The organism is Microbacterium sp. M3 (genome assembly GCF_033548675.1).
Taxonomy (GTDB): domain Bacteria; phylum Actinomycetota; class Actinomycetes; order Actinomycetales; family Microbacteriaceae; genus Microbacterium; species Microbacterium arthrosphaerae.
This window is the reverse complement of sequence record NZ_JAWTZT010000001.1, coordinates 709,274-735,886: the sequence shown is the minus strand read 5'-3', so window position 1 is coordinate 735,886 and position 26,613 is coordinate 709,274. Positions and strand designations below refer to the sequence as shown.

21 protein-coding genes are annotated in these 26,613 nt (G+C 73.1%); 15 read left to right on the top strand and 6 right to left on the bottom strand.

The annotated features are described in order from the left end of the window. The first annotated feature begins 29 nt into the window (after nt 1-29). From R8Z57_RS03335 to R8Z57_RS03320, 4 genes are all read left to right on the top strand, one after another. Entirely contained in the window at nt 30-827 is a 798-nt protein-coding gene (locus R8Z57_RS03335; protein WP_318352327.1) for an LLM class F420-dependent oxidoreductase, read from the top strand. 242 nt (nt 828-1,069) lie between these two features. After that, nucleotides 1,070-4,798: a homocysteine S-methyltransferase family protein gene (locus R8Z57_RS03330; RefSeq protein ID WP_318352326.1), complete on the top strand. Its 3,729-nt coding sequence runs from the start codon at nt 1,070-1,072 to the stop codon at nt 4,796-4,798. Nucleotides 4,799-5,043: 245 nt separating this feature from the next. Continuing rightward, on the top strand, nt 5,044-6,063 hold the full coding sequence (locus R8Z57_RS03325; RefSeq protein WP_318352325.1) for a TerC/Alx family metal homeostasis membrane protein: 1,020 nt from the start codon (nt 5,044-5,046) through the stop codon (nt 6,061-6,063). 133 nt (nt 6,064-6,196) lie between these two features. Beyond that, complete coding sequence (locus R8Z57_RS03320) at nt 6,197-7,510, top strand: hemolysin family protein (RefSeq protein WP_318352324.1); 1,314 nt, start codon at nt 6,197-6,199, stop codon at nt 7,508-7,510. Nucleotides 7,511-7,679: 169 nt separating this feature from the next. Here R8Z57_RS03320 and R8Z57_RS03315 read toward each other — a convergent pair whose 3' ends face one another. Both R8Z57_RS03315 and R8Z57_RS03310 read right to left on the bottom strand, forming a co-directional pair. Further along, the gene (locus R8Z57_RS03315; protein ID WP_318352323.1) at nt 7,680-10,694 is read right to left on the bottom strand and encodes an ATP-binding cassette domain-containing protein; all 3,015 of its coding nucleotides are present in this window, start codon (nt 10,692-10,694) and stop codon (nt 7,680-7,682) included. Continuing rightward, entirely contained in the window at nt 10,691-11,239 is a 549-nt protein-coding gene (locus R8Z57_RS03310; protein WP_318352322.1) for a hypothetical protein, read from the bottom strand. Before R8Z57_RS03310 ends, R8Z57_RS03315 begins: the two co-directional genes overlap by 4 nt. A 101-nt stretch (nt 11,240-11,340) precedes the next feature. On the opposite strand from R8Z57_RS03310, the gene R8Z57_RS03305 reads away from it, so the two are divergent. Beyond that, nucleotides 11,341-12,255 (top strand): 1,4-dihydroxy-2-naphthoyl-CoA synthase, encoded by a 915-nt coding sequence (locus R8Z57_RS03305; protein ID WP_318352321.1) that lies wholly within the window; start codon nt 11,341-11,343, stop codon nt 12,253-12,255. Between the two features lie 103 nt (nt 12,256-12,358). After that, the gene (locus R8Z57_RS03300; RefSeq protein ID WP_318352320.1) at nt 12,359-13,570 is read left to right on the top strand and encodes an AMP-binding protein; all 1,212 of its coding nucleotides are present in this window, start codon (nt 12,359-12,361) and stop codon (nt 13,568-13,570) included. A gap of 128 nt (nt 13,571-13,698) precedes the next feature. Here the strand turns inward: R8Z57_RS03300 and R8Z57_RS03295 are convergent, their stop codons facing one another. Then, on the bottom strand, nt 13,699-14,097 hold the full coding sequence (locus tag R8Z57_RS03295; protein ID WP_318352319.1) for a VOC family protein: 399 nt from the start codon (nt 14,095-14,097) through the stop codon (nt 13,699-13,701). A gap of 86 nt (nt 14,098-14,183) precedes the next feature. Between R8Z57_RS03295 and R8Z57_RS03290 the strand changes: the two genes are divergently transcribed. Further along, a complete protein-coding gene (locus R8Z57_RS03290; RefSeq protein WP_318352318.1) occupies nt 14,184-15,167 on the top strand; it encodes a 1,4-dihydroxy-2-naphthoate polyprenyltransferase in 984 nt (327 codons plus the stop codon). Nucleotides 15,168-15,998: 831 nt separating this feature from the next. Here the strand turns inward: R8Z57_RS03290 and R8Z57_RS03285 are convergent. Continuing rightward, the gene (locus R8Z57_RS03285; RefSeq protein ID WP_318352317.1) at nt 15,999-16,307 is read right to left on the bottom strand and encodes a DUF4229 domain-containing protein; all 309 of its coding nucleotides are present in this window, start codon (nt 16,305-16,307) and stop codon (nt 15,999-16,001) included. A gap of 100 nt (nt 16,308-16,407) precedes the next feature. Between R8Z57_RS03285 and R8Z57_RS03280 the strand changes: the two genes are divergently transcribed. From R8Z57_RS03280 to R8Z57_RS03250, 7 genes are all read left to right on the top strand, one after another. After that, nucleotides 16,408-16,896, top strand: a complete 489-nt coding sequence (locus R8Z57_RS03280; protein WP_318352316.1) for a PLD nuclease N-terminal domain-containing protein — start codon at nt 16,408-16,410, stop codon at nt 16,894-16,896. Between the two features lie 157 nt (nt 16,897-17,053). Further along, the gene (gene menD / locus R8Z57_RS03275; protein WP_378723634.1) at nt 17,054-18,898 is read left to right on the top strand and encodes a 2-succinyl-5-enolpyruvyl-6-hydroxy-3-cyclohexene-1-carboxylic-acid synthase; all 1,845 of its coding nucleotides are present in this window, start codon (nt 17,054-17,056) and stop codon (nt 18,896-18,898) included. Nucleotides 18,899-19,025: 127 nt separating this feature from the next. Then, complete coding sequence (locus tag R8Z57_RS03270; protein ID WP_318352315.1) at nt 19,026-19,889, top strand: polyphosphate kinase 2 family protein; 864 nt, start codon at nt 19,026-19,028, stop codon at nt 19,887-19,889. A 102-nt stretch (nt 19,890-19,991) separates the two neighbouring features. Further along, a complete protein-coding gene (locus tag R8Z57_RS03265) occupies nt 19,992-20,345 on the top strand; it encodes a PadR family transcriptional regulator (protein WP_308869153.1) in 354 nt (117 codons plus the stop codon). Further along, nucleotides 20,342-21,229, top strand: a complete 888-nt coding sequence (locus R8Z57_RS03260) for a permease prefix domain 1-containing protein (RefSeq protein WP_318352314.1) — start codon at nt 20,342-20,344, stop codon at nt 21,227-21,229. Before R8Z57_RS03265 ends, R8Z57_RS03260 begins: the two co-directional genes overlap by 4 nt. 66 nt (nt 21,230-21,295) lie before the next feature. Beyond that, on the top strand, nt 21,296-21,967 hold the full coding sequence (locus tag R8Z57_RS03255; protein WP_318352313.1) for a DUF998 domain-containing protein: 672 nt from the start codon (nt 21,296-21,298) through the stop codon (nt 21,965-21,967). A gap of 33 nt (nt 21,968-22,000) precedes the next feature. Next, nucleotides 22,001-23,674 carry a DUF885 domain-containing protein gene (locus tag R8Z57_RS03250; RefSeq protein ID WP_318352312.1) on the top strand — a complete coding sequence of 558 codons (1,674 nt, stop codon included), beginning with the start codon at nt 22,001-22,003 and terminating at the stop codon, nt 23,672-23,674. Between the two features lie 25 nt (nt 23,675-23,699). On the opposite strand, the gene R8Z57_RS03245 is transcribed toward R8Z57_RS03250, so the two are convergent. Both R8Z57_RS03245 and R8Z57_RS03240 read right to left on the bottom strand, forming a co-directional pair. Then, the gene (locus R8Z57_RS03245) at nt 23,700-24,944 is read right to left on the bottom strand and encodes an amidohydrolase family protein (protein WP_318352311.1); all 1,245 of its coding nucleotides are present in this window, start codon (nt 24,942-24,944) and stop codon (nt 23,700-23,702) included. Beyond that, complete coding sequence (locus tag R8Z57_RS03240; RefSeq protein ID WP_318352310.1) at nt 24,941-26,269, bottom strand: chorismate-binding protein; 1,329 nt, start codon at nt 26,267-26,269, stop codon at nt 24,941-24,943. The genes R8Z57_RS03245 and R8Z57_RS03240 overlap by 4 nt, the downstream gene beginning before the upstream one ends. An 86-nt stretch (nt 26,270-26,355) precedes the next feature. On the opposite strand from R8Z57_RS03240, the gene R8Z57_RS03235 reads away from it, so the two are divergent. Then, a partial coding sequence (locus R8Z57_RS03235; RefSeq protein ID WP_318352309.1) for a hypothetical protein occupies nt 26,356-26,613 on the top strand: 258 nt, incomplete at its 3' end.

The window sequence follows — 26,613 nt, the reverse complement described above, 5'->3', positions numbered from 1 at the left end:
CCCCCCCCCACCGCCCTAGTCTTTTCCCCATGCCTCTCCTCGACACTCCCGTGCGCCTCGGCGTGCAGCTGCAGCCCCAGCACGCCCCGTATCAGGCGTTCCGCGACGCCGTCCTCCGCCTGGAGGAGATGGGCGTCGACATCCTCTTCAACTGGGACCACTTCTTCCCGCTGACGGGCGACCCCGACGGACTGCACTTCGAGTCGTGGACGATGCTGGCCGCCTGGGCCGAGCAGACCGAGCGCGTCGAGTTCGGTGCCCTGGTGAACTGCAACAGCTACCGCAACCCCGACCTGCAGGCCGACATGGCCCGCACCGTGGACCACATCTCGGCGAAGGACGGCGTCGGCCGCTTCATCTTCGCCACCGGCTCGGGCTGGTTCGCCCGCGACTACGAGGAGTACGGGTACGAGTTCGGCACCGCCGGGTCGCGCCTGGACGACCTCGCCGCCGGCCTGGAGCGCATCGAGGCGCGGTGGCAGAAGCTCAACCCGGCGCCCACGCGCGAGATCCCCGTGATGATCGGCGGCAAGGGCGAGCAGAAGACGCTGCGCCTGGTCGCCCGCCACGCCGACATCTGGCACAGCTTCGTCGGGCCCGACGAGCTGCCCCACAAGCTCGACGTCATCCGGAAATGGGCCGAGCGCGAGCAGCGCGACACGTCCGACCTCGTCGTCTCGAACGAGCTGCACCACCGCGGCGAGGACTTCGCCGACGAGCTCCACGCCGCCGGCGTGCGCCTGTTCACGCTGGCCTTCCACGGTCCGGACTGGGACTACGACCTCATCCGCCGCTGGCTCGCCTGGCGCGACGCCCGCAACGCCTGACCCCTTCCTCCTGGATGCTGCGGCCCGCCCTCCGCGCCGGGCTGCAGCATCCCTCGCCCGTCCCTGACCGCCGAGAGTACAACTGGTGGCCGAGACGGCGGTTGGTTCCCTACCTCTCGGCGACCAGCTGTACTCTCGCGGACCCGGGCCGGGCGAGGCGGGACCAGGGCCGGCATCGGACGTGGACGGCGGGGTCCGTCACGAACCGGAGCACCGGACGGGGCGGCGACTAAAATCGCGGGGTGACCGCAGCACCGCCCGCACCCCGGTTCGCCCTCGACATCGAGGGGGTGCCGCGCCCCGAGCGCGCGCAGCGCCTGCTCGACGGCGTGCGCGAGCGGGTCGTCATCGCCGACGGCGCCATGGGCACGATGCTGCAGCGGTACGACCTGTCGATCGACGGCGACTTCCAGGGCCTCGAGGGCTGCAACGAGATCCTCAACGTCACGCGCCCCGATGTCGTCGGCGAGATCCACGATGCGTACCTCGCTGTGGGCGTCGACGCGGTCGAGACCAACACCTTCGGCGCGAACTGGTCGAACCTCGACGACTACGGCATCGTCGACCGCATCGCGGAGCTCGCCGAGAAGGGCGCGCGCATCGCGCGCGAGCGCGTCGAGGCCGCCGAGGCCGCCGACGGGCGCACGCGGTGGGTGCTCGGGTCGATGGGCCCGGGCACGAAGCTCCCGAGCCTCGGCCACACCACCTACGACAACCTCAAGCAGACGTTCGCGCTGCAGGCCGAAGGGCTCATCGACGGCGGCGCCGACGCGTTCCTCGTGGAGACGAGCCAGGATCTGCTGCAGACCAAGGCCGCCATCAACGGGTGCCGTCAGGCCATCGTGAGCCGCGGCATCCGTCTTCCGATCTTCGTCGAAGTGACCGTCGAGACCACCGGCACCATGCTCATGGGCTCCGAGATCGGCGCGGCGCTCACCGCCATCGAGCCGCTCGGCGTCGACGCGATCGGCCTCAACTGCGCCACCGGCCCGGCCGAGATGAGCGAGCACCTGCGGCACCTGTCGAAGCACGCCACCGTGCCGATCGCCTGCATGCCCAATGCGGGGCTCCCTGTGCTCGGCGCGAACGGCGCGCACTATCCGCTCACGCCCGTCGAGCTGGCCACCGCGCACGAGCAGTTCGTGCGCGAGTTCGGCCTGGGACTGGTGGGCGGATGCTGCGGCACGACGCCCGAGCACCTCGCCGCGGTCGTCGAGCGACTGGCAGATCTCCGGTCGTTGAGCGAGGGAGTGCCAGCGACCGAGACGAAACGCGCCGAGCATTCCGCAGGGGCTCGGGGCGTTTCGTCTCTGCGTTTCGACTCGCTTCGCTTGCTCAACGACCGGGACGCCGAGCTCGACCCCGGTATCTCGTCGCTGTACCAGCACGTGTCGTTCCAGCAGGACGCCTCGTACCTCGCCATCGGCGAGCGCACGAACGCGAACGGCTCCAAGGCGTTCCGCGAGGCCATGCTCGAGGAGCGGTGGGACGACTGCGTCGAGATCGCGCGCGACCAGATCCGCGTCGGCGCCCACCTCCTCGACGTGTGCATCGACTACGTCGGGCGCGACGGCGTGGCCGACATGCGCCAGGTCGTCTCGCGCTTCGCGTCGGCCTCGACGCTGCCGCTCGTGATCGACTCGACCGAGCCGGCGGTGATCGCCGCCGGGCTCGAGCTCATCGGCGGGCGCCCTGTCGTCAACTCGGTGAACTACGAGGACGGCGACGGCCCGACCTCGCGCTTCGGCCGCATCATGCCGCTCGTCAAGGAGCACGGCACCGCGGTCGTCGCCCTCACGATCGACGAGCAGGGACAGGCGCGCACGACCGAGGGCAAGGTCGCGATCGCGTCGCGGCTGGTCGACGAGCTGGTCGGCGAGTGGGGCCTGCGCGTGAGCGACATCATCGTCGACTGCCTCACCTTCCCGATCGCCACGGGCCAGGAGGAGACGCGCCGTGACGCCATCGAGACGATCGAGGCGATCCGGCAGATCTCCGCGAAGTACCCGGGCATCAACACGACCCTCGGCGTCTCGAACGTCTCGTTCGGCCTCAATCCGGCGGCGCGCAGCGTGCTGAACTCGGCCTTCATGCACGAGGCCGTCGAGGCGGGTCTCACGTCCGGAATCATCGACGCGGCCAAGATCGTGCCGCTCGCCTCGATCTCGGAGGAGCAGCGCCAGGTCGCGCTCGACCTCGTGTGGGACCGCCGCGAGTACGACGCCGACGGCAACGTCACCTACGACCCGCTGGCGCGGATGCTCGACCTCTTCGCCGGCGTCGACACCGCGGCCCTGCGCAACCAGCGCGCGGCGGAGCTCGCCGCGCTGCCGGTGGGGGAGCGGCTCGAGCGCCGCATCATCGACGGCGAGGGCAAGGGGCTCGAGGCCGACCTCGACCTCGCGCGCGAGGGTGGCCTCACGCCCCTGCAGATCATCAACGACCACCTGCTGGAGGGCATGAAGGTCGTCGGCGAGCGCTTCGGCGCCGGCGAGATGCAGCTGCCCTTCGTGCTGCAGTCGGCCGAGGTCATGAAGAACGCCGTGGCGCTCCTGGAACCGCACATGGAGAAGTCGGATGCCTCGGGCAAAGGCCGCATCGTGCTCGCGACGGTCCGCGGCGACGTGCACGACATCGGCAAGAACCTCGTCGACATCATCCTCACCAACAACGGCTACGACGTCATCAACCTCGGCATCAAGCAGCCGATCGCCGACATCATCGCGGCGGCCGAGGAGCACGACGCCGACGTCATCGGGATGTCGGGGCTGCTCGTGAAGTCGACGGTCGTGATGAAGGAGAACCTCGAGGAGCTCACCTCGCGGGGCCTCGGCACGAAGTGGCCGGTGATCCTCGGCGGCGCAGCGCTTACGCGCGCCTACGTCGAGGACGACCTCGCGTCCCTGTTCGACGGCGAGGTGCGCTACGCGCGCGACGCCTTCGAGGGCCTGGCGCTCATGGAGCCGCTCGTGCAGATCGCCCGCGGCGCCGACCCGGCGTCCGTGGGCCTGCCCGCGCTGAAGAAGCGGCGCCACGCGGCCGGCTCCAAGCTCACGCTGACCGAACCCGAAGCCATGCCGGCGCGGTCGGATGTGGCATCCGGCAATCCCGTCCCGGCGCCGCCGTTCTGGGGCACGCGCATCGTCCGGGGCCTCGCGCTCCAGGACTACGCCGCGTTCCTGGACGAGCGTGCGACGTTCATGGGGCAGTGGGGCCTCAAGCCCGGCCGGGGCGAGGACGGCCTGAGCTACGAGCAGCTGGTCGACACCGAGGGGCGGCCCCGGCTGCGCTACTGGCTCGACCGCATCCTCGCCGAGGGCATGCTCGACGCCTCGGTCGCCTACGGCTACTTCCCGGTGGTCTCCGAGGGCAACGACGTCGTGGTGCTGCACCACGGCGACGACCCGTCCGGCGCCCTCGGCGCGGCGGGGCTCCTCGCCCCCGACGGCGGCTCGGGCGGCGTGCTCGGCACCGACCGCCTGCGCTTCCACTTCCCGCGTCAGCGCCGTGACCGCCACCTGTGCCTCGCCGACTTCGTCCGCTCGCGCGAGTCGGGCCAGGTCGACGTGCTGCCGGTGCAGCTCGTGACCGCGGGCGCGAACATCGACACCGTCACGGCGAAGCTGTTCGCCGAAGACAGGTACCGCGACTACTACGAGCTCAACGGGCTCGTGATGCAGCTGACCGAGGCGCTCGCCGAGTTCTGGCACGCGCGCATCCGCTCCGAGCTCGGCTTCTCGGCCGAGGACCCGGCCGACACCGCCGGCCTCTTCAAGCTCGAGTACCGCGGCGCCCGCTTCTCGCTCGGCTACCCGGCGTGCCCCGACATGGAGGACCGTCGCAAGGTCGTCGAGCTGCTGCGCCCCGAGCGCATGGGCGTCGAGCTCAGCGAGGAGCTGCAGCTGCACCCCGAGCAGTCCACCGACGCGTTCGTCTTCCACCACCCCGAGGCGAAGTACTTCTCGGTCTGATCCGCTTGCACCGGGAGGACGGATGCCGCGGCCCGCGGCATCCGTCTTCTCCCGGGTCGTCCGGACGGCGTTCGGCGATCTCCCAGGCAGCGTCCGGGCGGCTCCCGTAGTCTGCCGACTTCCAAGGGGAGTACTCCGACACGGTCGCTCGTCACTACGGATGCAGGTCGCATTCCGGGTCGCCGGTCCTCGAGAGGGGATGGAGAAGACCTTGGCGACATCAACGCGCCAAGTCTGGAGTCTCCGTGGAAATCACCCCACTCGTGTGGGTCGTGACCATCGCTGTCACGATCGCGTTCTTCGTCTACGAGTTCTTCGCCCACGTCCGCACGCCCCACGAGCCGACCATCGGCGAGTCGGCCCGGTGGTCGGCGTTCTACATCGGCCTCGCACTGCTCTTCGGCGTCGGCGTCGGCGTCTTCTCGGGCTGGACGTACGGCGGCGAGTACTTTGCCGGCTACCTCACCGAGAAGGCGCTGTCGATCGACAACCTGTTCGTCTTCCTCATCGTGATGACCGGGTTCGCCGTGCCGAAGATCTACCAGCAGAAGGTGCTGATGATCGGCATCGTGATCGCGCTGATCCTCCGCGGGATCTTCATCGCGGTGGGCGCCGCCCTCATCGAGAACTTCTCGTGGATCTTCTACCTGTTCGGTGCGCTGCTGCTCTTCCTCGCGTACCGCCAGGCCTTCGCGCACGGCGACGGCAACCCTGCCGACGGCCGGTTCATGCGCTTCGTCCGGCGCATCCTGCCGGTGAGTGACGAGTACGACCGCGACCGGCTCACCGTCGTCAAGGGCGGCCGCCGCTTCGTGACGCCCATGCTGCTGACGATCATCGCCATCGGATTCGTCGACCTCATCTTCGCGGTCGACTCGATCCCCGCGATCTACGGCCTGACCGAGGAGGCGTACATCGTCTTCACCGCCAACGCCTTCGCGCTCATGGGCCTGCGCCAGCTGTACTTCCTCATCGGCGGCCTGCTCGAGCGCCTGGTCTACCTCGCCCAGGGGCTGGCGGTGATCCTCGCCTTCATCGGCGTGAAGCTCGTGCTGCACGCCATGCACGTCAACGAGCTGCCGTTCATCAACGGCGGCGAGCCCATGCTGTGGGCGCCCGAGATCCCCATCTGGTTCTCGCTGGTGTTCATCGCCGCCACGATCGCCGTCGCGACGGCGGCGAGCCTCCTCAAGACCCGCAGGGACCGCACCCGTGGTTCCGACCTCCTCGCGCACGACACCGACACACAGAAGGAACTCTCGTGACCCGCCGGACCTCCTCCGATCCGACCTCCGACTCCGACAGTCCCGGCGCCCGGGTGACCCCGGGCGGCTCCGTGCCGACGACCGCTGGCCCCTCGACGACGGAGGGCCCCTCGACGACGGAGGGGGCGCGCTGATGGGCGACCTGCTCTGGAACGTCGCGCTCGTCGTCGTCTTCGTCCTCATCGGCGGCGTGTTCGCCGCCACCGAGATGGCGCTGGTGACCCTCCGCGAGAGCCAGATCAACGCGATCGCCGCCCGCGGGCGACGCGGTGCCAAGGTGGCGGGCCTCGCCCGCAACCCCAACACCTTCCTCTCCGCGGTGCAGATCGGTGTCACGGTCGCGGGCTTCGCCTCGGCCGCGTACGGTGCGACCTCGATCGCCCCCTCGGTCGCCCCGCTGTTCGAGGCGTGGGGCCTGACGCCGGCCGTCGCGATGACGCTGGCGACGGTGCTGCTCACCCTCGTCATCGCGTATCTGTCGCTCGTCCTCGGCGAGCTCGTGCCGAAGCGGCTGGCGATCCAGCGCAACGCGCAGTTCGCCTACGCCGTCGCCCCGGTGCTCGACGGCTTCGCGACCGTGATGAGGCCCGTGATCTGGCTGCTCTCCGTCTCGACGAACGCCCTGGTCCGGCTGCTCGGCGGCGATCCGCACAAGACCGCCGACGAGCTGAGCGAGGAAGAGATCCGCGACATCGTCGCCACCCACCAGGGGCTTCCCGAGGACGAGCGCCGCATCCTCGACGACGTGCTGTCGCTGCGGGGCCGCCAGATCAGCGAGGTCATGCGTCCTCGCCCCGAGGTGGTCGCGCTCGACGCGACCGGCAGCATCGCCGGGGCGGCGGCGCAGGTGCGCGAGCTGCCGTACTCGCGGTACCCGGTGGTCGACGCGTCCATCGACGACATCACGGGCTTCCTGCATGTGCGCGACCTCTTCGAGGCCGCCGCCCAAGACCCGGACGGCCCGGTCGGTCGCCTGGTGCGCCCGATCTCGTACCTCCCGTCCACCGCCGGGGTGCTGGCGACCCTCACGCGCATGCGCGCCGACGGCCACCACATCGCCGTCGTCGTCGACGAGTACGGCGGCACCGACGGCATCGTCACGCTCGAGGACCTGGTCGAGGAGGTCGTCGGCGAGATCTTCGACGAGTACGACACCGCCGCCGACCCGGCGACCGACGGGGGCGTCATCGACGGCCGTCTCAACCTCGCGGACTTCGAAGACGCCACGGGCATCGCCCTGGCGCGCGGCTCGTCCGACACGATCGCCGGATTCGTCACCGAGCAGCTCGGTCGGCTCGCGGTGGTGGGCGACACCGTCGAGGTGCCTGGCGCGACGCTGCACGTCACCGCGCTGGACCGGCGCCGCATCGCGGGCATCCGCGTGACGCGCTCCGCCGCCGCACCCGGTGCCGACGAGACCGAGCCCGTGGTCTCCGCCGGCGGGTGACGCCCCCGGGGCGGTCACGGGCCTTCGCCGGCGCACTCTCCCGTGCGAAAAGCCTGGCCGGCCAGGTCCTCCGCAGGGGGCGGGGCGGGGTGTGGCCGCGGGGGAGGAGAGGACGGATGCCGCGGGCCGCGGCATCCGTCATCGCCCGGGTCGTCCGCGCACGGCGCCGTCAGACGCGAGCGGGCTCGGGCTCGCGCGCCGGCGCCGGCGCTGCGGGCGCCTGGAGCGGCTTGGCCCGGCGCAGGGCAGCGAGCACCGGCCGGCCGATGACGACGATGCCGATGACCGTCGTGATGGCGCGGAGGGTGTCCCAACTGAGCGTCGAGGTCACGAGCGAGTAGACGAGGAAGCTCGCGAGATTGACGCCGAGCGGCGCGCTGCCGTCGTACGAGATGCCGGTGCCGTAGCCCACGGCGAACGGCCAGAACCACAGGTTCATCAGCAGGCCGAACGCGTACGACGCGACGACCCCGTAGACGCAGAGCATCGCGATCTCGGCGAGGCGGGGGAGCCGCCGGGGGAGGAGACCGGCGACGGCGCCCACCCACGCGCAGGCGAACATCTGGAACGGCGTCCACGGGCCGAACGTGCCGGTGATGACGGTCGACAGCGCGATGGTGGCCATGCCGAGGAGCATGCCGAATCGCGCGCCGTAGGCCCGGCCGGCGAGGATCAGCAGGATGAACACCGCTTCGACGCCGCCGACCCCCGTGCCCGCGATGCGCACGGCGGCGCCGATGGCGGCGAGCGTGCCGAGGAGGGCGAGCACGTGCGCCGAGCGCACCGTGCCGTCGAGGGTCGCCACGACGACGAGCGCGGCGAGCGGGATGAGCGCGAGCGCCGCGATCGGCACCGCCGCGTAGGCCTGCTCGGGGAGCGCCGTCGCGGCGAGGGGCCAGCAGAACGCGCCGAGCGCGACCAGGTTCGCCGCCGCGAGGGCGTTGGTGCCGCCGCGGCGCATCCGCACGGCGGCCCGCGGCGGCCGGACGGCGAGGGGCGCGGAGGCGGGGCCGGGCGCGAGCGTGCGGGCGGCCAGGGCAGTGGGGCTCAACGCCTCCGGTTCGGGGAGGAATGCGGTCGGCGACGCGGCCTCGCCTGCGTCCGCGGGCGGATCTTGCGGAGTGGCGGTCTCCGCGAGCGCGCGCGGCGAGAGGGCGCCCGCCTCCATCCGCACCACGCGGTCGGCGAGCGCCGTCATCTCGGGCTCGTGCGACGCGACCAGCACGGCCGTGCCGGTCGACGCGACGGCGCGCAGGGCGGCGGCGACCGTCGCGCGCGCGGCGGGGTCGAGCCCGCGCGTCGGCTCGTCGACCATCAGCACGGCCGGGTCGCCGGCGAGCTGGATCGCGAGCGCGAGGCAGCGCCGTTCGCCGACGGAGAGGTCGAGCGGATGCCGCGCCAGGCGTCCGGCCAGTTCAGAACCTCGCGGGTCGAGGCCGAGGAAGGCGGCGAACCGTTCGGCGGTCGTCGGCGCCGGGGAGTGCCGGCGCGCCCCGTGGCCGGCCCCGCGGCGCGCGCGGCGGTCGGAGCGCGCGCACTCCGCCGCGACGGTGTCGGCGACGAACAGGTCGTCCGAGGCATCCGGAACCAGCGCCACGCGGCCGCGCGCCTCGATGCGGGTGCGACGATCGGGCAGCGCGAGGGCCGCCAGCAGGCTCGACTTGCCGGCGCCGTTGGGACCGATGAGCGCGGTGATCTCGCCGGCGTGGAGCTCGAGGTCGGCGTCGCGCACGGCCGCCACGTCGCGGTGCCGCACCGTGACCCCGGCCGCTCGCAGCGCGAGAGCGCGGGAACTCGCCGCGTGAGCCTGCGCGGTCCGCGTCGCGCCCGCCGCGCGGGTCGTGAGCCGCGCGCCGACGCCGGTCTCGTCGCGCACCGACGTGCCGGCGTCGCCGAGCGGCCCGACCTTCGCGTCGCCGAGCGGCCCCACCCTCGCGTCGCCGCCGGCGCGGGCGACCACTCCGGCCCGCTCCTGGGCGACGACCCCGCCCGCGTCGATGCGCAGGACGCGGTCGGCCGGGCCCGTGAGCGCGTCGGTGCGGTGCTCGGCGACCACGACGCACATGCCCGCCTCGTGCGCGAGCGCGTCGAGCAGCCGCACGACGCGCACCCGCGCCGCGCTGTCGAGGTCGGCCAGCGGCTCGTCGACGAGCAGCAGCACCGGGCGCTCCACGACCGCCGCGGCGATCGCGACGAGCGTGGCCTCACCGGCGGAGAGACCCCGCGTCGGCCGGTCCAGCAGTCCGGTCACGCCCACCCGGCCGGCGACCTCCGTCACCCGCGCCGCCACGATGACCGGCGCCACGCCCCGCAGCTCGAGAGCGAGCCCGATCTCGTCGCGCACGCGCTCGGTCGCGAACCCCTCGCGCGGATGCTGCAGCACGACGCCGACGCGCTGCGCGAGATCCCGCGGCGGCACGGCGACGCGATCGTGGCCGACGACCCGCAGCGAGCCGGTCATCCAGCCGCCGTCCGTGTGGGAGTGAAGGCCGGCGATCGCGCGGAGCACCGTCGACTTGCCCGACCCGGTCGGGCCGGCGATCAGCGTGAGCGTGCCCGGCGCGAAGGCCGAGGGACCGGGAAGCCGCACGGTCGGAGGAGCGACCGTCGCGTCCCCGAAGCCGAGTGCGAGATCCGCCGACCGCAGCGGCGCCGCGCAGTCGCCCTCCAGGCCCCGGCCGGCGAAGCCGCGGAGCTCGAGCGCGGCGGCGACGCTCCCGGCGCGCTCGAGCGTGCGCTCGAGCAGCGGCAGCAGCATCCGCACACCCCCGCGCTCACCGCGCAGACGCTGGGCGAACCGCACCGCGCGGGCGCCGTCGGCGAGGGAGGGAAGAGTCGCGGCCGCGATCGCGAGCGCACGGGCGAGGCCGCGGAGCGGTCCCCGGCGCGCCCCCGCAGCGAAGACACGCGGCAGATCGAAGACGGCGTTCAGCACCCCGAACGCGAGGATGGCCAGCGCGATCGGAAGGGCGCTGGCCGCGGCATCCCACAGTCCGTCCCCGGTGACCGGACCCAGCAGCACGACGTGCGCGAACGGCGGCGGCAGACGGACCGCGGGAAGGTCCAGCAGCACGACGCCGTCGCCGTCGGCCCCGTGGAAGAGGACGCGGTAGACGACCCGGCCCGCGATGAACGCGGCGGCGAGGATCGCCGCCGCGCGCAACGGGCCGGGCCGGAACGTCATGAGGTCGGCGCAGCGGGCTCGCCGTTGAGGGTGAACAGGAGCTCGAGCGACTCGCCGGGCTCGAGCTGCAGCGTCGACAGCCCCTCCTCGGCATAGGCCCACTCGCCGCCGGCGGGCTTCAGCCAGAGCGACCAGTACGCGAAGGCGGCCGGCATCGACTCGCAGGTCTCGAAGTACTCCGAGCCGTCGTCCGCGGTGAGCGCGACGTCTTCGGCGGGGACGCCGTTCACGCGGCACACGACCTGGTCGCCGTACTCGTCGGTGCCCTCGGTGGTGACGTTGACCAGCGTGAGCGCGTCGGCGGCGGCGAGCGTCTCGTCGGTGCTGATGCACCACTCCTTGCTGTCGCCGTCGTCGAGCGCCGACGCGTCGATGACGACGGTCACGCCCTCGTCGTCCGCGCAGGCCGCGTCGAGCACCTCGACGGCCTTGGTCTCGGTGGGAGTGGGTGTCGCCTCGGGAGCCTCCGAGGTGCAGGCGGTGAGAGCGAAGAGCAGAGCAGCGGATGCCGCGGCCACGGCCGCGGTGCGAAGGGTCGAGGTCACCGATCCAGGGTAGTCGCCGGGTGTCGCCGGGATCGGCGAGATGACGGCGTGCGGCGCCGGGGCGTCGTGACGCCGCCCCGGCGCGGTCGTAGGCTGGCCGGGTGAGCGTTTCGGAGCTGTTCGACGAGGACGAGTGGATCGCGGCGCCGGGCGCTCCCGACGGCGGCTACACCGACATCACCGCGCACGTCTCCGCCGACGGGCGCATCGCCCGGATCGCGTTCGACCGCCCCGAGGTGCGCAACGCGTTCCGGCCGCACACCGTCGACGAGCTGTACCGCGCCCTCGACATCGCCCGGCTGGACCCGCGCATCGGCGTCGTGCTGCTGACCGGCAACGGGCCGAGCCCGAAGGACGGGGGCTGGGCGTTCTGCTCGGGCGGCGACCAGCGCATCCGCGGACGCGACGGCTACAAGTATTCGGAGGACGAGGCATCCGTCCCCTCGGAGGCCCAGGCGCGGGCCGGGCGCCTGCACATCCTCGAGGTGCAGCGACTCATCCGGTTCATGCCGAAGGTCGTGATCGCGGTCGTCCCCGGATGGGCGGCCGGCGGCGGGCACTCGCTGCACGTGGTGTGCGACCTGTCGATCGCCTCGGCGGAGCACGGCCGCTTCAAGCAGACCGACGCGGACGTCGGCTCGTTCGACGCGGGCTACGGCTCGGCGTACTTCGCGCGGCAGATCGGCCAGAAGTTCGCCCGTGAGGTGTTCTTCCTCGCCGAGGAGTACTCCGCGCAGCGCGCATACGAGATGGGCGCCGTCAACCGCGTCGTGCCGCACGCCGACCTCGAGCGGGAAGCGGTCGCGATGGCGCGCACGATCCTGACGAAGTCGCCGACGGCGATCCGCATGCTGAAGTTCGCCTTCAACGCCGTCGACGACGGGATGGTCGGCCAGCAGGTGTTCGCCGGCGAGGCGACGCGCCTCGCGTACGGCACCGACGAGGCCGTGGAGGGGCGCGACGCCTTCCTGCAGAAGCGCGACCCGGACTGGTCGCCCTATCCCTGGCACTACTGATGCCCCGCCTCGTCTGCAGAACTCCACGGATCCGCTGCGGCGTTGCCGCCGGGCACCGGGTACGGGGTGCGCGGGCCTCCGATCCGTGGAGTTGTGCAGACCGATGAAGCTCGAACCCGTCGTCGGCGACGACCCGCGCGAGATCCTCCGCGGGCTGCGCGGCGCGCTGCACGGCGCGGGACCCGCGCTGGGGCTCGGGCTCGTGGACGGCCTGCCCGCCGAGGTCCCTGCGGGCACCGCCGTCGTGGTCACGACGTCGGGATCGACCGGCGTGCCCAAGAGCGTGGTGCTGAGCCGCGACGCCCTCACCTCCAGTGCGCTGGCGACCGCCGACCGCATCGGCGACGGCGCCTGGCTCCTCGCCCTGCCGCCGAGCTACGTGGCAGGGCTGCAGGTGCTCGTCCGCTCCCTCGTGGGCGACCGCGAGCCGGCGATCCTGTCGGGCGCGTTCACCCCGCAGGCGTTCGCCGCTGCCGCGCTCATGATGGTGTCGACCTCGCACGGCGAGCGCATCCCCACCTTCACGTCGCTCGTCCCCGCCCAGCTGTCCAAGCTCCTCGACGCGGCCGAGCACGACTCCGCCGTCCTGGCGGCCCTCCGCTCGTTCGAGACCATCCTCATCGGCGGTCAGGCTCTCCCGGCCGCGACGCTCGAACGCGCCGAGACGGCCGGTGCCCGCATCGTCCGCACCTACGGATCGACCGAGACCAGCGGCGGCTGCGTGTACGACGGCGTGCCGCTGCGCGGGGTGCAGGTGCGCATCGACCACGGCGAGGTGCAGGTCGCGGGGCCGACGCTCGCCGAGGGCTACCTCGGCGCCGGGGCGACCGTCGTCGCCACCCCGCCGGCAGGCGACGGCGCCACGGGTGGCACGTCCGGTCGCGCCGCCCCCGCGGTGTTCCTCCGCGCCGCCGACGGCACGCGGTGGTACCGCACCGGCGACGCGGGCCTGTTCGACGACGGGGTGCTCCGGGTGCGCGGCCGGATCGACAACGTCATCGTGTCGGGCGGGATCAACGTCTCGCTCGACCGCGTGGAGCGCATCGTGCGCGGGATCCCGGGACTCGCCCTGGCGGTCGTGGTCGGCGTCCCCGACGAGCGCTGGGGCGAGGCATCCGTCGTCGTCGCCTCCCGGGGTGAAGCCCTGCGGCGCAGCGAAGCCGTGCAGCTGGAAGAGGCACGGGCGGCGGTGGGGGCCGAGATCGGCGCGCACGCGCGCCCGTCGCGACTGGTGCTGGTCGACGAGCTCGCGACCCTGCCGTCCGGCAAGCCCGACCGCGAGGCGATCCGGCGGGCCGTCCTCGCGCTGCACTGAGGAGCGCGCGCCTCGGCGGAGCCCGCTGCACTGGGGCCGGTGCGGCGCTGAGGTGCGCGGTGCGCTGAGGCCGGCGCGCCTCGGCGGGCCGCGCTGCAGTGGGGCCGGCGCGGCGCGCGCACCCGCGGTCAGGCGTCGCCGAGCTCCGCGCGCCGCTCGTCGCCGACGTCGACGACGCAGAACCGGTTGCCCTCGGTGTCTTCCAGCACGACCCAGTCGGCGCCCACGGGGTAGCCGTCCCAGTCGACCTCGCGCGCCCCGAGGGACAGCAGACGCCGGATCTCGGCCTGCTGGTCGTCGGCGTAGAGGTCGAGGTGGATGCGGGGCGGATAGCGCTGCGGATACCCGGTGACCGACAGGGCCAGGCTCGCCCCGCGTTCGTGCCAGTGCTCCTTGTCGGGCGGGTCGAGGATCAGCCAGTCCTCGCTCGGCTCGCCACGATTGCGGTAGCCGAGAGCCGCCCGCCAGAAGTCGCCGGCCCGTCCGATGTCTTCGACGGTGAGGACGGTCGTTCCGATGCTCAGCATGCGGTCATCCTCGCCGCGGCCCCGGACGCGCGCCACGGGCTTGACGGCGGGTGAACGCATCGCCGCGGCCCCTATGATGTGCTCTCGTGGCAGGAACCCCCAGCAAGAAGCGCAACACCGCAGGCCCGAAGAAGCAGCATCCGCGCGGCAATCCCCAGAAGGCGCACGTCTCGCGAGCGCCGCAGCGCGTCGAGAAGGCGACCGCCCGGGACTGGATCGGCGCGGCGCGCCTGCGCACCCTGCCGCTCGCCATCACGCCGATCCTCATCGGCACCGGCGCCGCGATCCTCGTGGTCGACGTCTTCCACTGGGTCATCGCGCTGTTCTGCCTCATCGTGTCGGTGTCGCTGCAGATCGGCGTGAACTACGCCAACGACTACAGCGACGGCATCCGCGGCACCGACGACTTCCGCGTCGGACCCGCGCGCCTTACCGCGAGCCGCAAGGCGAAGCCGCGCACGGTGCTGCTGGTGGCGCTGGCGTTCTTCGCCGTCGCGGCGCTCGCCGGCCTCGCCATCACGATCCGCACGCAGCAGTGGTGGCTCATCGCCGCCGGCGCGGTCTGCATCCTCGCCGCCTGGTTCTACACCGGCGGCAGGCGCCCGTACGGCTACTACGGCCTCGGCGAACTCTTCGTGTTCGTCTTCTTCGGCCTCGTCGCCACGCTCGGCACCACGTGGGTGCAGGCCTTCGCCCTTCCGCAGGAGGCCTGGTTCGGCGCCGTCGGGGCGGGCCTCATCGCCTGCGCCGTGCTGCTGGCCAACAACCTCCGCGACATCGACCAGGACCGCACCGCCGGCAAGAAGACCCTGACGGTGCTCATCGGACGCACCGCGACGCGGTGGCTCTTCACCGTGTTCCTGCTGGTCGCGTTCCTCATCGCGGCCTTCCTCGCCTGGATCGGCTACCCGATCGCGTGGCTCACCCTCCTGGCGCTCCTCGCCGGGCTCCCGGCCATCCTCATCGTCTGGACGTACCGCGACCCTCGCGAGCTGGTCGTCGCGCTCGGCCTCACCTCGCTCACCTCGGTCGCCTACGGCGCGTTCCTCATGTGGGCCTTCATCGGCTGAGGACGGATGCCGCGGCCCGGCCCCCTTCGCCGGGCGTCGAGCTCGTGCCGCGTCCGGCAGGTCGACCGGCGTTGCGCAGGAGGTTTTCGCGGGGCGAGCTCCTGCGACAGCCCGGTTGACCTGTGGAAGGGGTGAGGGGCGGATGCCGCGGCCCGGCCCCCTTCGCCGGGCGTCGAGCTCGTGCCGCGTCCGGCAGGTCGACCGGCGTTGCGCAAGAGGTTTTCGCGGGGCGAGCTCCTGCGACAGCCCGGTTGATCTGTGGAAGGGGTGAGGGGCGGATGCCGCGGCCCGATGGCCTGCGGAGGTGCGGGCCGTTTCGTCTCGCTCGTTCCTCGCTCGCTCAACGACCGGTGGTCAGCGCCGGGGGCGCCGCGCTCGTAGTGCGCCCGGCAGGTCAACCGGCGTTGTGCAGGAGGTTTTCGCGGGGTGAGCTCCTGCGGAAGCCCGGTTGACCTGTGGAAGGGGTGAGGGGCGGATGCCGCGGCCCGGCCCCCTTCGCCGGGCGTCGAGCTCGTAGTGCGTCCGGCAGGTCGACCGGCGTTGTGCAGGAGGTTTTCGCGGGGCGAGCTCCTGCGACAGCCCGGTTGACCTGTGGAAAGGGTGAGGGGCGGATGCCGCGGCCCGATGGCCTGCGGAGGTGCGAGCCGTTTCGGCTCGCTCGTTCCTCGCTCGCTCAACGACCGGTGGTCACAGCCGGGGCGCCGCGCTCGTGGCGCTCAGCAGGTCAACCGGCGTTGTGCAGGAAGTTTTCGCGGGGGATTCTCCTGGGGAAGCCCGGTTGACCTGTGGAAACGCGGCGGCGGCGGGGCGAGGGCCGTGGACCCAAGCGGATCAGGCGGGACGGTCGGCGTCGGGCGTCGCGGGGGTGGTGGGAGCGGCGGCGTCGGCCGCGGCATCCTCCGCCTCTTCATCGGTGGTGGTGGGACGCGGGCGGGGGCGGCGCTCGCCGAGGCCCGACGTCGCGTCGGCGAGCGGCTTGCGCAGGAACAGCACCGACAGGCTCAGGCCGATGAGGGCGGCGAAGATCGCGGCGAGCCAGTAGTACTCGCGCATGATCGGGAACAGCATCATGATGCCGAACGGCACGAGGAACGCCAGCAGCCGCAGCACCGAGTAGACGATGGCCGAGCGCGCTTTCACCCGTCCATCCTACGTTCGCGCTCCTGACGCCCGGCGTCGGTTGCGTCACGGAGCGCCGGTCCGAGACCCACGGCGGTCCGCGCCCGCCTAGGATGGGAAGATGCCGTTCCGGGTGTGGTTCGTGATCGTCCTGGTGGCGATCGCGTTCTGGGTCTTCACCATCGTCGACTGCGCGGTCCAGCCTCCCGCACGCCACCGCGGGGTCAGCAAGACGGTGTGGATGTTCATCGTCGTGCTGCTGCCGGTGCTCGGCGGCATTCTCTGGCTCGTGGTCGGGCGCGTGCCCGCGTCGGCCGTCGCGCAGCGCCGCGCTCCCGACGACGACCCCGAGTTCCTCGGCCGCATCGGCACGATCAGCGACCAGGACGAGCGCATCCGGCGCCTCGAAGAGGAGCTCGCGCAGCTCGACTCCGAGGCCGACGACCCCCGCTTCAAGCCGTCTGCCGGCCCCGTCCCCGCCGACGACGCGCCCTCGCCGGGCTCGGGATCCGCCGCCGAGGGTCCGGTCGCCCCCGGCACCCCGCCGACGCCGCCGCTTCCCGCCGACGGCGACGACGACGCACGGGGTCAGCGCGGAGCCCTCGGCTGACGTGACCGCCTCGCCGAGCGCCGACGGCGCGTCCGACGCCGCGCCCCGGGCCGGTGCCACGCCTCCCGCCGCCCCCGACGACCCCGCGGCACCCGTCGACCCCGCCGGGCGCGTCGCCCCCGCGGCACCCGTCGACGCCGACGCAGCCGCGGCACCCATCGACCCTGCCGGGCCCGTCGCCCCCGCTGCGCCCACCTCGCCCGGCACCGACCTCACCGCGCCCGCCACCGACGCCGCCGCCGCGCTGCTGTGCCGCCTGGTCGAGCAGGGTGTGCGCCACATCGTGCTGAGCCCGGGCTCACGCTCGCAGAGCCTCGCCCTCGTGGCCGCCGAGCTCGAGCGCCGCGGGGCGATCCGCCTGCACGTGCGCGTGGACGAGCGGGTCGCCGGTTTCACGGCGCTCGGGATCGGACGAGAGACGCGGATGCCGGCGGCCGTCGTCTGCACGTCGGGCACCGCGGTGGCGAACCTGTTGCCGGCTGCGCTCGAGGCCCATCACGCCGGGGTGCCGCTGCTGCTGCTCACTGCCGACCGGCCCCCTGAGCTGCGCGGGGTCGGCGCCAACCAGACCACCCGGCAACCGGGGATGTTCGCCCCCACGGTGAGGTTCGAGGCCGATCTGCCGGTGCCCGAGGCGACGGATCCCGACGGCGCGCACGAGCAGAGCGTGATGCTGCGCGCCGTCGCCGACGAAGCGGTCGCCGCGGCGCTGGGCGCCGGCACCCGCGCGCCCGGGCCGGTCCACCTCAATGTTCCCTACCGCGAGCCGCTCTCGAGCGCCCTGCCGGCGTGGATGGGCGTGCCGGGCGCCGAGCTCGCCACCGCCGCCGATCACCACCCCGACGGGCCGCCGAGTGAGACGGATGCCGAGGACGAGGCATCCGGCGCCCTCTACCAGGGAGGTGGCGGCATCGGCGAGTCCGACGTCCCGACCGCCCCCGAGGACGCGCCCCTCGTGCTCGAGCGCGGACCGCGCACCATCGTGCTCGCGGGGGCCGACGCCGGCCCCGAGGCCGAGGAGCTCGCCCACGTCGGCGGCTGGCCGCTCGTGGCTGAGATCGTCAGCAGTGCGCGCTACGGGCGCCACCTCGTCCACGGCTACCGCGAGCTGCTGCGCAGCGCCGAGCTCGGCGGCCGGATCGAGCGCGTCGTGGTGCTCGGCCACCCGACGCTCAGCCGCGAGGCCGCGGCGCTGCTGTCCGATCCCGCGCTCGAGATCGTGGCTCTGCGCGGCCCCGGCGAGCCCCTCAACCTCAACGGCAGCACCGTGGCCGCCGACCGCGTCGTGGTCGCCACCGGCGAGCCCGACCGCGACTGGCTCGGAGCCTGGCTGCACGCCTCGCGCGCGGCATCCGTCGACCTCACCCCTCCCGCGCCCGACGCCGACGGCCTCTCGTCCGCGGTGCCGGGGGAGCGGCTGGGTGCGATCGCCGCCGAGCTCGACGTGATCCGCGCGCCGCTGGATCGCGCGGGCCTCGTCGACGCGGTGTGGCGGGCGACGTGGCCGCACGACCGGCTCGTCTTCGGGTCGTCGCGCCTCGTCCGCGTGGCCGACCAGCTGCTGCCGGGCAAGAAGGTGCCCGTGCACGCCAACCGGGGGCTCGCCGGCATCGACGGCACCATCGCCACCGCGACCGGCATCGCCCTCGCCAGTCAGGCGGCGCGAGGCCCCGGCGTCACCCGCGTGGTGCTGGGCGACCTCGCGCTGCTGCACGACGCCGGCGCGCTCCTGCTGCCGCCGCACGAGGAGGAGCCGCGCATCCAGCTCATCGTCGGCAACGACGGCGGGGGGACGATCTTCGACGGGCTCGAGGTGGCCGCGGTCGCGGGTTCGGACGTCATGGACCGCGTGCTGTACACGCCCCACACCGTGCGGCTCGAGCAGCTCGCCACGGCCTACGGGTGGGAGTACCGGCGGGTCACGACGCGCTCGGCGCTCGACCAGGCCCTCACCTCGCCCGTCGGCGGACGCCAGCTCATCGAAGTGCCGCTCTCGCGCTGAGCTGCGGATGCCGCGGCCACGGGCGTGCGGCGCGCCGCACCATCGTGGCGCCGGATGCCGCGGCTGAGGCCGCACGGCTCGCCGGGCGATCCTGGCCCAGGGCGTGCGGGCACGCCATGATGGCTCCATGATCGCCTCGAGTCAGAAGCACTGGACCGGCGACGTCGCCGACCTCCTCCGGGTCGACGAGGGCTTCGTGCTCGCCGACGTCGACACCCGCGCCACACCCGGCTACGAGAAGGACAAGGTGCACGGTGCCGAAGACCTGAAGTCGGGCGCGCACCAGCTCGATGAGTACCAGGAGCGCCTCTACGCGCGCAGCCGCGTCGACGCGACGGATGCCGCGGTGCTGCTGGTGCTGCAGGCGATGGACTCCGCGGGCAAGGGCGGCATCATCCGGCACGTGGTGGGCTCCGTCGATCCGCAGGGCGTCGCCGTCGCGGCCTTCAAGAAGCCCACTCCCGAAGAGCTCGAGCACGACTTCCTGTGGCGCGTGGAGCGCCGGCTCCCCGAGTCGGGCATCATCGGCGTCTTCGACCGGTCGCACTACGAGGACGTGCTCATCGGGCGGGTGCGCCGGCTGGCGCCGGCCGAGGAGATCGAGCGCCGCTACGGGGCGATCAACGAGTTCGAGAGGCGCGTGGTCGACAGCGGCACGCGCGTCGTGAAGGTCATGCTCCACATCTCGCCCGACGAGCAGAAGTCGCGCCTGATGGAGCGCTTGGAGCGTCCCGACAAGCACTGGAAGTACAACCCCGGCGACGTGGACGAGCGTGAGCTCTGGCCGTCGTACATGGCGGCCTACCAGACGATGTTCGAGCGCACGTCGACCGAGTACGCGCCCTGGCACGTGGTGCCGGCCGACCGCAAATGGTACGCGCGGCTCGCGGTGCAGCACCTCCTGCTCGAGGCGCTCGAAGACATCGACCCGCACTGGCCCGCCGCCACGTTCGACGTCGAGGCCGAGAAGAAGCGGCTCGCCGCGAGCTGAACAGCGGCCTCGCGTCACCGGCTGGACGGAACCGCGGCCGGCGATCAACGGCAGGCACAGTAGTTGATACGTCGTAGTACTTGACGTGATACAGTACTCGACATGACACAAGACGACGCGTTCGCGGCCGATCTGCTGCGGGGTCATACCGACACGATCGTGCTCGGGGTCCTCCGGCGCGGCGACGCGTACGGCTTCGAGATCTACAAGGCGATCCGCGACGCGACCGGCGGCGACCACGAGATCAAAGAGGCCACCCTCTACGCCACCTACCGCCGCCTGGAGAAGGACGGCCTGGTCGAGTCGTACTGGGGCGACGAATCCCAGGGCGGCCGCCGCAAGTACTACCGCATCACCGACGCGGGTCGGGCGGTCTTCCGCGGCAACGTCGCGGCGTGGACCGCGACCCGGCGCATCATCGACGCACTGCTCGACGTGAAGGAGAGCCAGCAATGAACACCGACATCCACCGACTCCTCGACGAGGCGTTCCGCGGCGTCGACATGACGCCCGACGCGCAGGACCTCAAGGAGGAGATGCGCGCCAACCTGGTGGCGCGCACCGCGGAGCTGGAGGCTGCCGGCGTCACTCCGGCCGACGCCGCGCAGCGGGCTGTCGGCGAGCTCGGCGACGTCCGCGCCCTCCTGGACGAGACCACGGATGCCGCTTCGCGCCCGCGCCGTGACGATTATGCGGCGCTCTCCCAGCGTCACCGGATCCGGCCACGCCCCGCGTTCGTCGCACGCGTCGTGGTGTGGGCGTGCGTGGCGGCGGCCGGCATCGTCCTGGGCGTCCTCGTCGCGGTGGGCGTGCTGCCCCTCGCGGTCGGAGCATCGGTCGCGCTGTTCGGCTTCGCCTCGACAGCCCTCGCACTCATCGTCGGCGACGCGCTGTCGCAGGAGACCACCACCAACCACCCCATGCCGCAGAACCGTGCCGGTGCGTATGCCCTCGCGACGTTCCTGGGCGCATTCGGACTCGGCTTCGTGGCGCTGGTGGCGCTGGGTTCTTTCCCCGTCTGGGGGATCGTGTTCGCGGCGCTCGGCGTGATCGCCTCGATCGTGCTGCTCGCCTTCCTCGGCGCCTCGCAGACCCACCGTCACAAGGCCTGGACGCGCGAGGCCCTCGCCAAGGAGCCGGCGAACCGGTTCGAGCGCGAGCCCGAGACCGCCGCGCGCTTCGGCGTCTACACCGCGGCCATCTGGCTGGTGACGTTCGCCGTCATCGCGGTGCTCGTCTTCACGGTGGGGTGGTGGTGGGCGCCGGTGGCCTTCGCCGGCGGCTTCGCCCTCATGATGTTCGTGCTCGCACGGATGCTGTTCGCGCCCGCCCAGCGCTGACCTTCACGCGCCGGCCGTCCGGTCGGCGCCCCGCGACTCATGCTCTGCAGGAAGGGATGCTCCGCCATGCCCGCAACACCTCGCCCCGCCGCCTCACGGCTCGCACTGCTCGTGCCCGTCGGTGCGGCCCTGTTCACGGTCGCCTGGCTCGTCCTCGGCGCCGTGAGCCCGGGCTACGTCCTGTTCGGTCGCACCATCGCGCCGTACTCCTGGATCAGCCAGCCGGTCAGCGGTCTCGGTCTCGGGGTGACCGGACCCTGGATGAACGCGGCCTTCGTCGGCTGCGGCATCCTGATCCTCGTCGGCACGGTGTCCACCGCCGCCGCCTGGCGTCGCCGCGGACGGCTGGCGACGGCGGCGTTCGCGCTCATGGTGCCGATGGGCGCCGGCATGATCCTGTGCGGTCTCTTCACGCTCGAGTCGATGATGCTGCACCTGCTCGGCTTCCTGCTCGCGGTGCCGCTGCCCGCCACCGGATTCGTGCTCGCCGGCCTCGCGCTGAGCCGGACCTCTCGGGGACCGGCTGTGTCGGCCCTCGCAGGAGGGGTGATCGCACTGATCCTGTTCGGGGTGTTCATGGCGACCTTCGACGCCACCGGCGCCGGCGGCAACGAAGGCATCTCGGGTCTCATCCAGCGCGCACTCATCACCGTGGTGCTCGCCACCCAGGCGGCGCTGGTCGTCGGCCTCTCGCGAGCGAACGTGCGGGTCGGCCCGGACGCCCTGCCGGTTCGGTGAAGGAGACCGCCGCCGCCCGCGTAGCCTGAACCGGTGAGCGACATCGACCCGGTCCGCGCGATCGCCGACGCCTACGTGCGCGAACTCGCCGAGCACGAACCCGACGCCGCGATGGCGATCGGTCTCGAGGGGCCGCCGCTGCCCGACCTCGGCCCGCAGTGGCTGGAGCGCAAGCACGCGCTCCAGCACGAGACGCTGCTCGCGCTCGCGGCGGCGCCGTCGGGCGACGAGGTGCTGCGCGCGGCGCTCGCCGAGCGGCTCGAGCGGGAGCGCCTGCTCTTCGACACCGGGTTCACCCCGCGCCTGGTGGCGGGCCTCGCGACGCCGGTCCACTCCGTGCGGTACGCGTTCGAAGGACTGACGGTGACGCCGGGTGCCGCGGGCGACGCGCTGCTGCGCCGCCTCGAGGCCGCGCCGGCCGCGGTGCGCCAGTACATCGCCGCACTGCGCTGGGCGCGCGACAACGCCGATCGCTTCGCGGGAACGGGTGTGGCACCCGTGCGTCAGCTCGACGGACTGGCCGATCAGGTGCAGCTGTGGATCGATCGCGACTGGTTCGGCTCGATCCCCCTCGCTGAGGGGACGGATGCCGCGGCCGCCGCCCGCGTGCGCGCCGCGGCCGACGCCACCTCTGCCGCGTTGCTCGAGCTCGTCGTGCTGCTGCGCGACGAGCTGCGCCCGGTCGCGCCGATGGCGGACGGCGTGGGCGACGAGCTGTACCCCGACCTCGCGGCGGGCATGCTGGGCGCCCGCATCGACGTGGGGGAGACCTACGCGTACGGGTGGGCGGAGCTCGAGCGTCTCGTCGGCGAGGCCCGCGCGCTCGCCGCCGAACTCGGCGGCGACGGCGACGACCCCGTGCGCAGCGCGGCATCCGTCCTCGACGACGACCCGCGGTACCGCCTGGACGGCGTCGCCGCCATCCAGGAGTGGCTCACGCGACGCGTCACCGAGACGATCGACGCCGTCGCGCCCGCGTTCGACCTGCCGCCGGCTGTCGGCGACGTGGAGTGCCTCGTCTCGGAGGCCGCCTCGGGCGTGGTCTACTACACGCCGGGCGCTCCCGACGGCTCCACGCCCGGACGCGTGGTGTGGACCATCCCCAGCGGCGTCCCGGTCGCGGCGACCTGGCAGGAGGTCACGAGCGTCCACCACGAGGGGGTGCCCGGGCACCACCTGCAGTTCGTGCTGACGGCGTCGTACCCGTCGCTGCACCCGTGGCAGCGGTATCTGTGCCACATCCACGGCTATGCGGAGGGGTGGGCGCACTACGCGGAGCAGCTCGCCGACGAGCTCGGACTGATCCGCGACCCCGCCGAGCGGCTCGGACTGCTGCTCGGCCAGATCTGGCGGTCGGTGCGGATCGTCGCCGACATCGGGCTGCACACGGGCCGCCCCGTCCCGCCGAACGCGCTCGTGACCGAGACCGAGTGGACGCCCGAGCTCGCCCGCCGCATGCTCGTGGAGTTCGCGCTCGTCGAGCCGACGCTCGCCGGCTTCGAGGTGGACCGCTACCTCGGCTGGCCCGCGCAGGCGCTCGCGTTCAAGATCGGGGCGCGGCTGTGGGCCCAGGCCCGCGCCGAGCGCGAGGCGGAGCTCGACGAGGCCTTCTCGTTGCGCGCGTTCCACCGCGACGCCCTCGCGCTCGGGCCGATGGGGCTGGAGCCGCTGCGCGCACTGCTCGAGGGCGGGACCGCAGCGAGCTGAGCCCGCCCGTCCGTGCCTTGACCGGCTAGGACGCGACCACGGCCCGGGCGCGGTCGTCGCGGACGACGACGCCGCCGCGCATCACGAAGTCGATGCCGCGCAGCGCCTCGATGCCCGCGGTCGGGTCGCCCGGCATCGCGATGAGGTCCGCCGCGTGGCCGGGGCGCAGCATCCCGTACCGACCCTCGTCGCCGAGCCAGCGCGCCGGTGCCGACGTCGCGGCACGGATGACGTCGAGCGGTGCGAGGCCGCCCTGCTGCATGTGCTCGAGCTCGCGCACGATCGCGGTGGTCTCCTCGAAGTGCCAGTACGGGGGCATGTCGCTGCCGAGCAGCACCTCGACCCCCGCGTCGAGGGCGAACCGGTACGACTGGAGGTGGCGGTCGCCGGCCGCGAGCGAGCGCTCCTGCATCCAGGGCGGCACGCCCAGGTCGTCGAAGAAGGCCTGCGCCCGCGTGACGACGAGGGTGGGCACGAGGGCGGTGCCGTGCGCCGCCATGAGGGCGGCGACCTCGGGGGTCAGCTCGTACCCGTGCTCGACGCAGTCGAGGCCCAGCTCGACGGCCTCGGCGATCACCGCGGCGGGTCCGGCGTGTGCCGTCACGCGGCGTCCCCACGAGTGCGCGGTCGAGATGGCGGCCGCCATCTCGTCGCGGGTGAGCTGCGGTGTCGTGATCTGCTCGTGCTCGCCGGCGATGCCGCCCGAGATCATGAGCTTGATGAGGTCGGCCCCGAGGGAGATCTGGCTGCGGACGCCCCGCGCGAAGCCGTCGGCGCCGTCGCACTCGAGCGTGTCGTCGGTGTCGTGCCCATGACCGCCCGTGCAGCACAGTGCTCGGCCGGCGGTGCGGATGCGCGGCCCCGCAACGAGCCCCGCGTCGATCGCGCGGCGCAGGGCGAAGTCCGCCCCGCCCTTCTCGGCGACGCAGCGCACCGTCGTGACACCGGCCAGGAGCGTCCGTCGTGCGGCGTCGGCCATGTAGAGCGCGAGGTCGTGGGGGCCGAGCGCGCTCACCGCGTCGCCGCCCGGGCCGGGCAGCGACAGCGAGAAGTGGTTGTGCATGTTGACGAGCCCGGGCATCACGAACGCGCCGCCGAGGTCGACGCCGTCGCGGGCGGCCGGCGAGGTCTCGGGGACCACCACCGCGATGACGCCGTCCTCGATCACGAGCGCCAGGCCCTCTTGCGGCTCCGACCCGTCGCCGTCGACCAGGCGCAGATTCGTGAGGACCATGCTCCCCTGCAGCGCGAGCGAGGCCGGCGCGCTCACGCGAGCGCGTCCACGATCGGCCGGAACTTCACCCGGGTCTCCAGCAGCTCGGTCTCGGGGTCGCTGCGCGCGACGATGCCCGCGCCGGCGTGCGCGACCACCGGGATGGTGGCGGATGCCGCGCCCCTGTGCTCGTTCGCGTCGGCGGGCTCCTCCCGGCCGGCGTGGACGTGCGCGCCCGCTCCGCCGATCTGTGCGCAGCGCAGCGCGATCGCCCACTCGCCGTTGCCATGACCGTCGACCCAGCCCACCGGACCGGCGTAGCGGCCGCGGTCGAACGGCTCGAGCCGGCGGATCAGCTCGAGCGCGGCATCCCGGGGCGTCCCCGCCACCGCGGCCGTCGGATGCAGGGCCGCGACGAGGTCCAGCGACGAGGCGTGGTCGGCGAGGTCTCCCGCGACGTCGGTGGCGAGGTGCCACAGGTTCGGGAGCTTGAGGGTGAAGGGCTCGGGGTCGGCGCGCAGGTGGCGCACGTGGGGTCCGAGCGTGTCGAGCACGCTCTGCACCGCGTACCGGTGCTCTTCGAGGTCTTTCGCGCTGTGCGCGAGCGACGTCGACGCGCCGGCATCGTCGTGGGCGTCGGTGCCGCGCGGGATCGTGCCCGCCAGCACACGCGCCGTGACGACGCCCCGCGAGGCGGTGATGAGCGTCTCAGGGCTCGCGCCGATGAGACCGTCGACCGCGAAGGTCCAGGTGTCGGGGTAGTCGTCGGCCAGTGCCCGCACCAGCCGGCGCAGATCCGCGCCCGCGGGGATGGTGCCGACGAGGTCGCGCGCCAGCACGACCTTCTCGAGGTCGCCGGCGACGATCGCGTCGACGGCGCGACGCACCGCGGCCTGGTAGCCGGCCGGGTCGAGCGTGCCGGGCCCGAGCGTCGCCGACCAGTACGGACCGTAGGCGCTGCGCTCGGGCAGCTCGGGGGCGGCGGCCCCGGACGCGTGGATGCGCGTGACCCACGAGCGGCCGCGGTGGCGGCCCACCACGACCTGCGGGACGACGAGGCGGCTCGCCTCGTCTGACCGCTCGTCGAACACGAGCGTGCCGAACGCGACGAGGCCGCTGCCCGGAAGGCCCACCGGGTCGTCGATCACGGCGGCCGCGGCGATCGCGCGCCAGGCGTCCGCCGGCACGGCGTCGTTCGAGTCCCCGGCGTCGGTGTGCGGGCCGCGCTCGTAGCCGCCGACCGTGCCGATGCCGACGATGCCGTCGCCGCGACGCAGCCACGCGAGGGGCGCGTCGGCGGAGGCGAAGGCGAGCAGATCGTCGACGTGCGCGATCTCGCGGGTCTCGACCACCAGCCGAGGCGGGCGGTGCGAAGAGGTCACCCCTCCACCCTAGACTCGCCCGCCCGGTGCGGGATGCCGCCGCCGGCGCCCTTGTGCGGCCCGGGGACCGGGGCGAGGATGTCGGCGTGAGCGTGCGCTATCTCGTCACCGTGGATCCGGATGCCGATGCCGACGCCGTCGCGGCGGGCCTCCGCGCCGCCGGGGCCGAGGCGGTGTCGACCCCGGCCCCTGAGCTGCCTGACGTCTTCATCGCCACGGTGGACGAGTCGGTCGCCGACTACGCCGATCGTGCGCGCGGCGTCGCCGGCGTCCAGGTCGCCGAGCCCGACGCGTGGGTGGGCTTCGGCGGCGACCCGGACGACCCGGCCGACGCCGACGCCGGC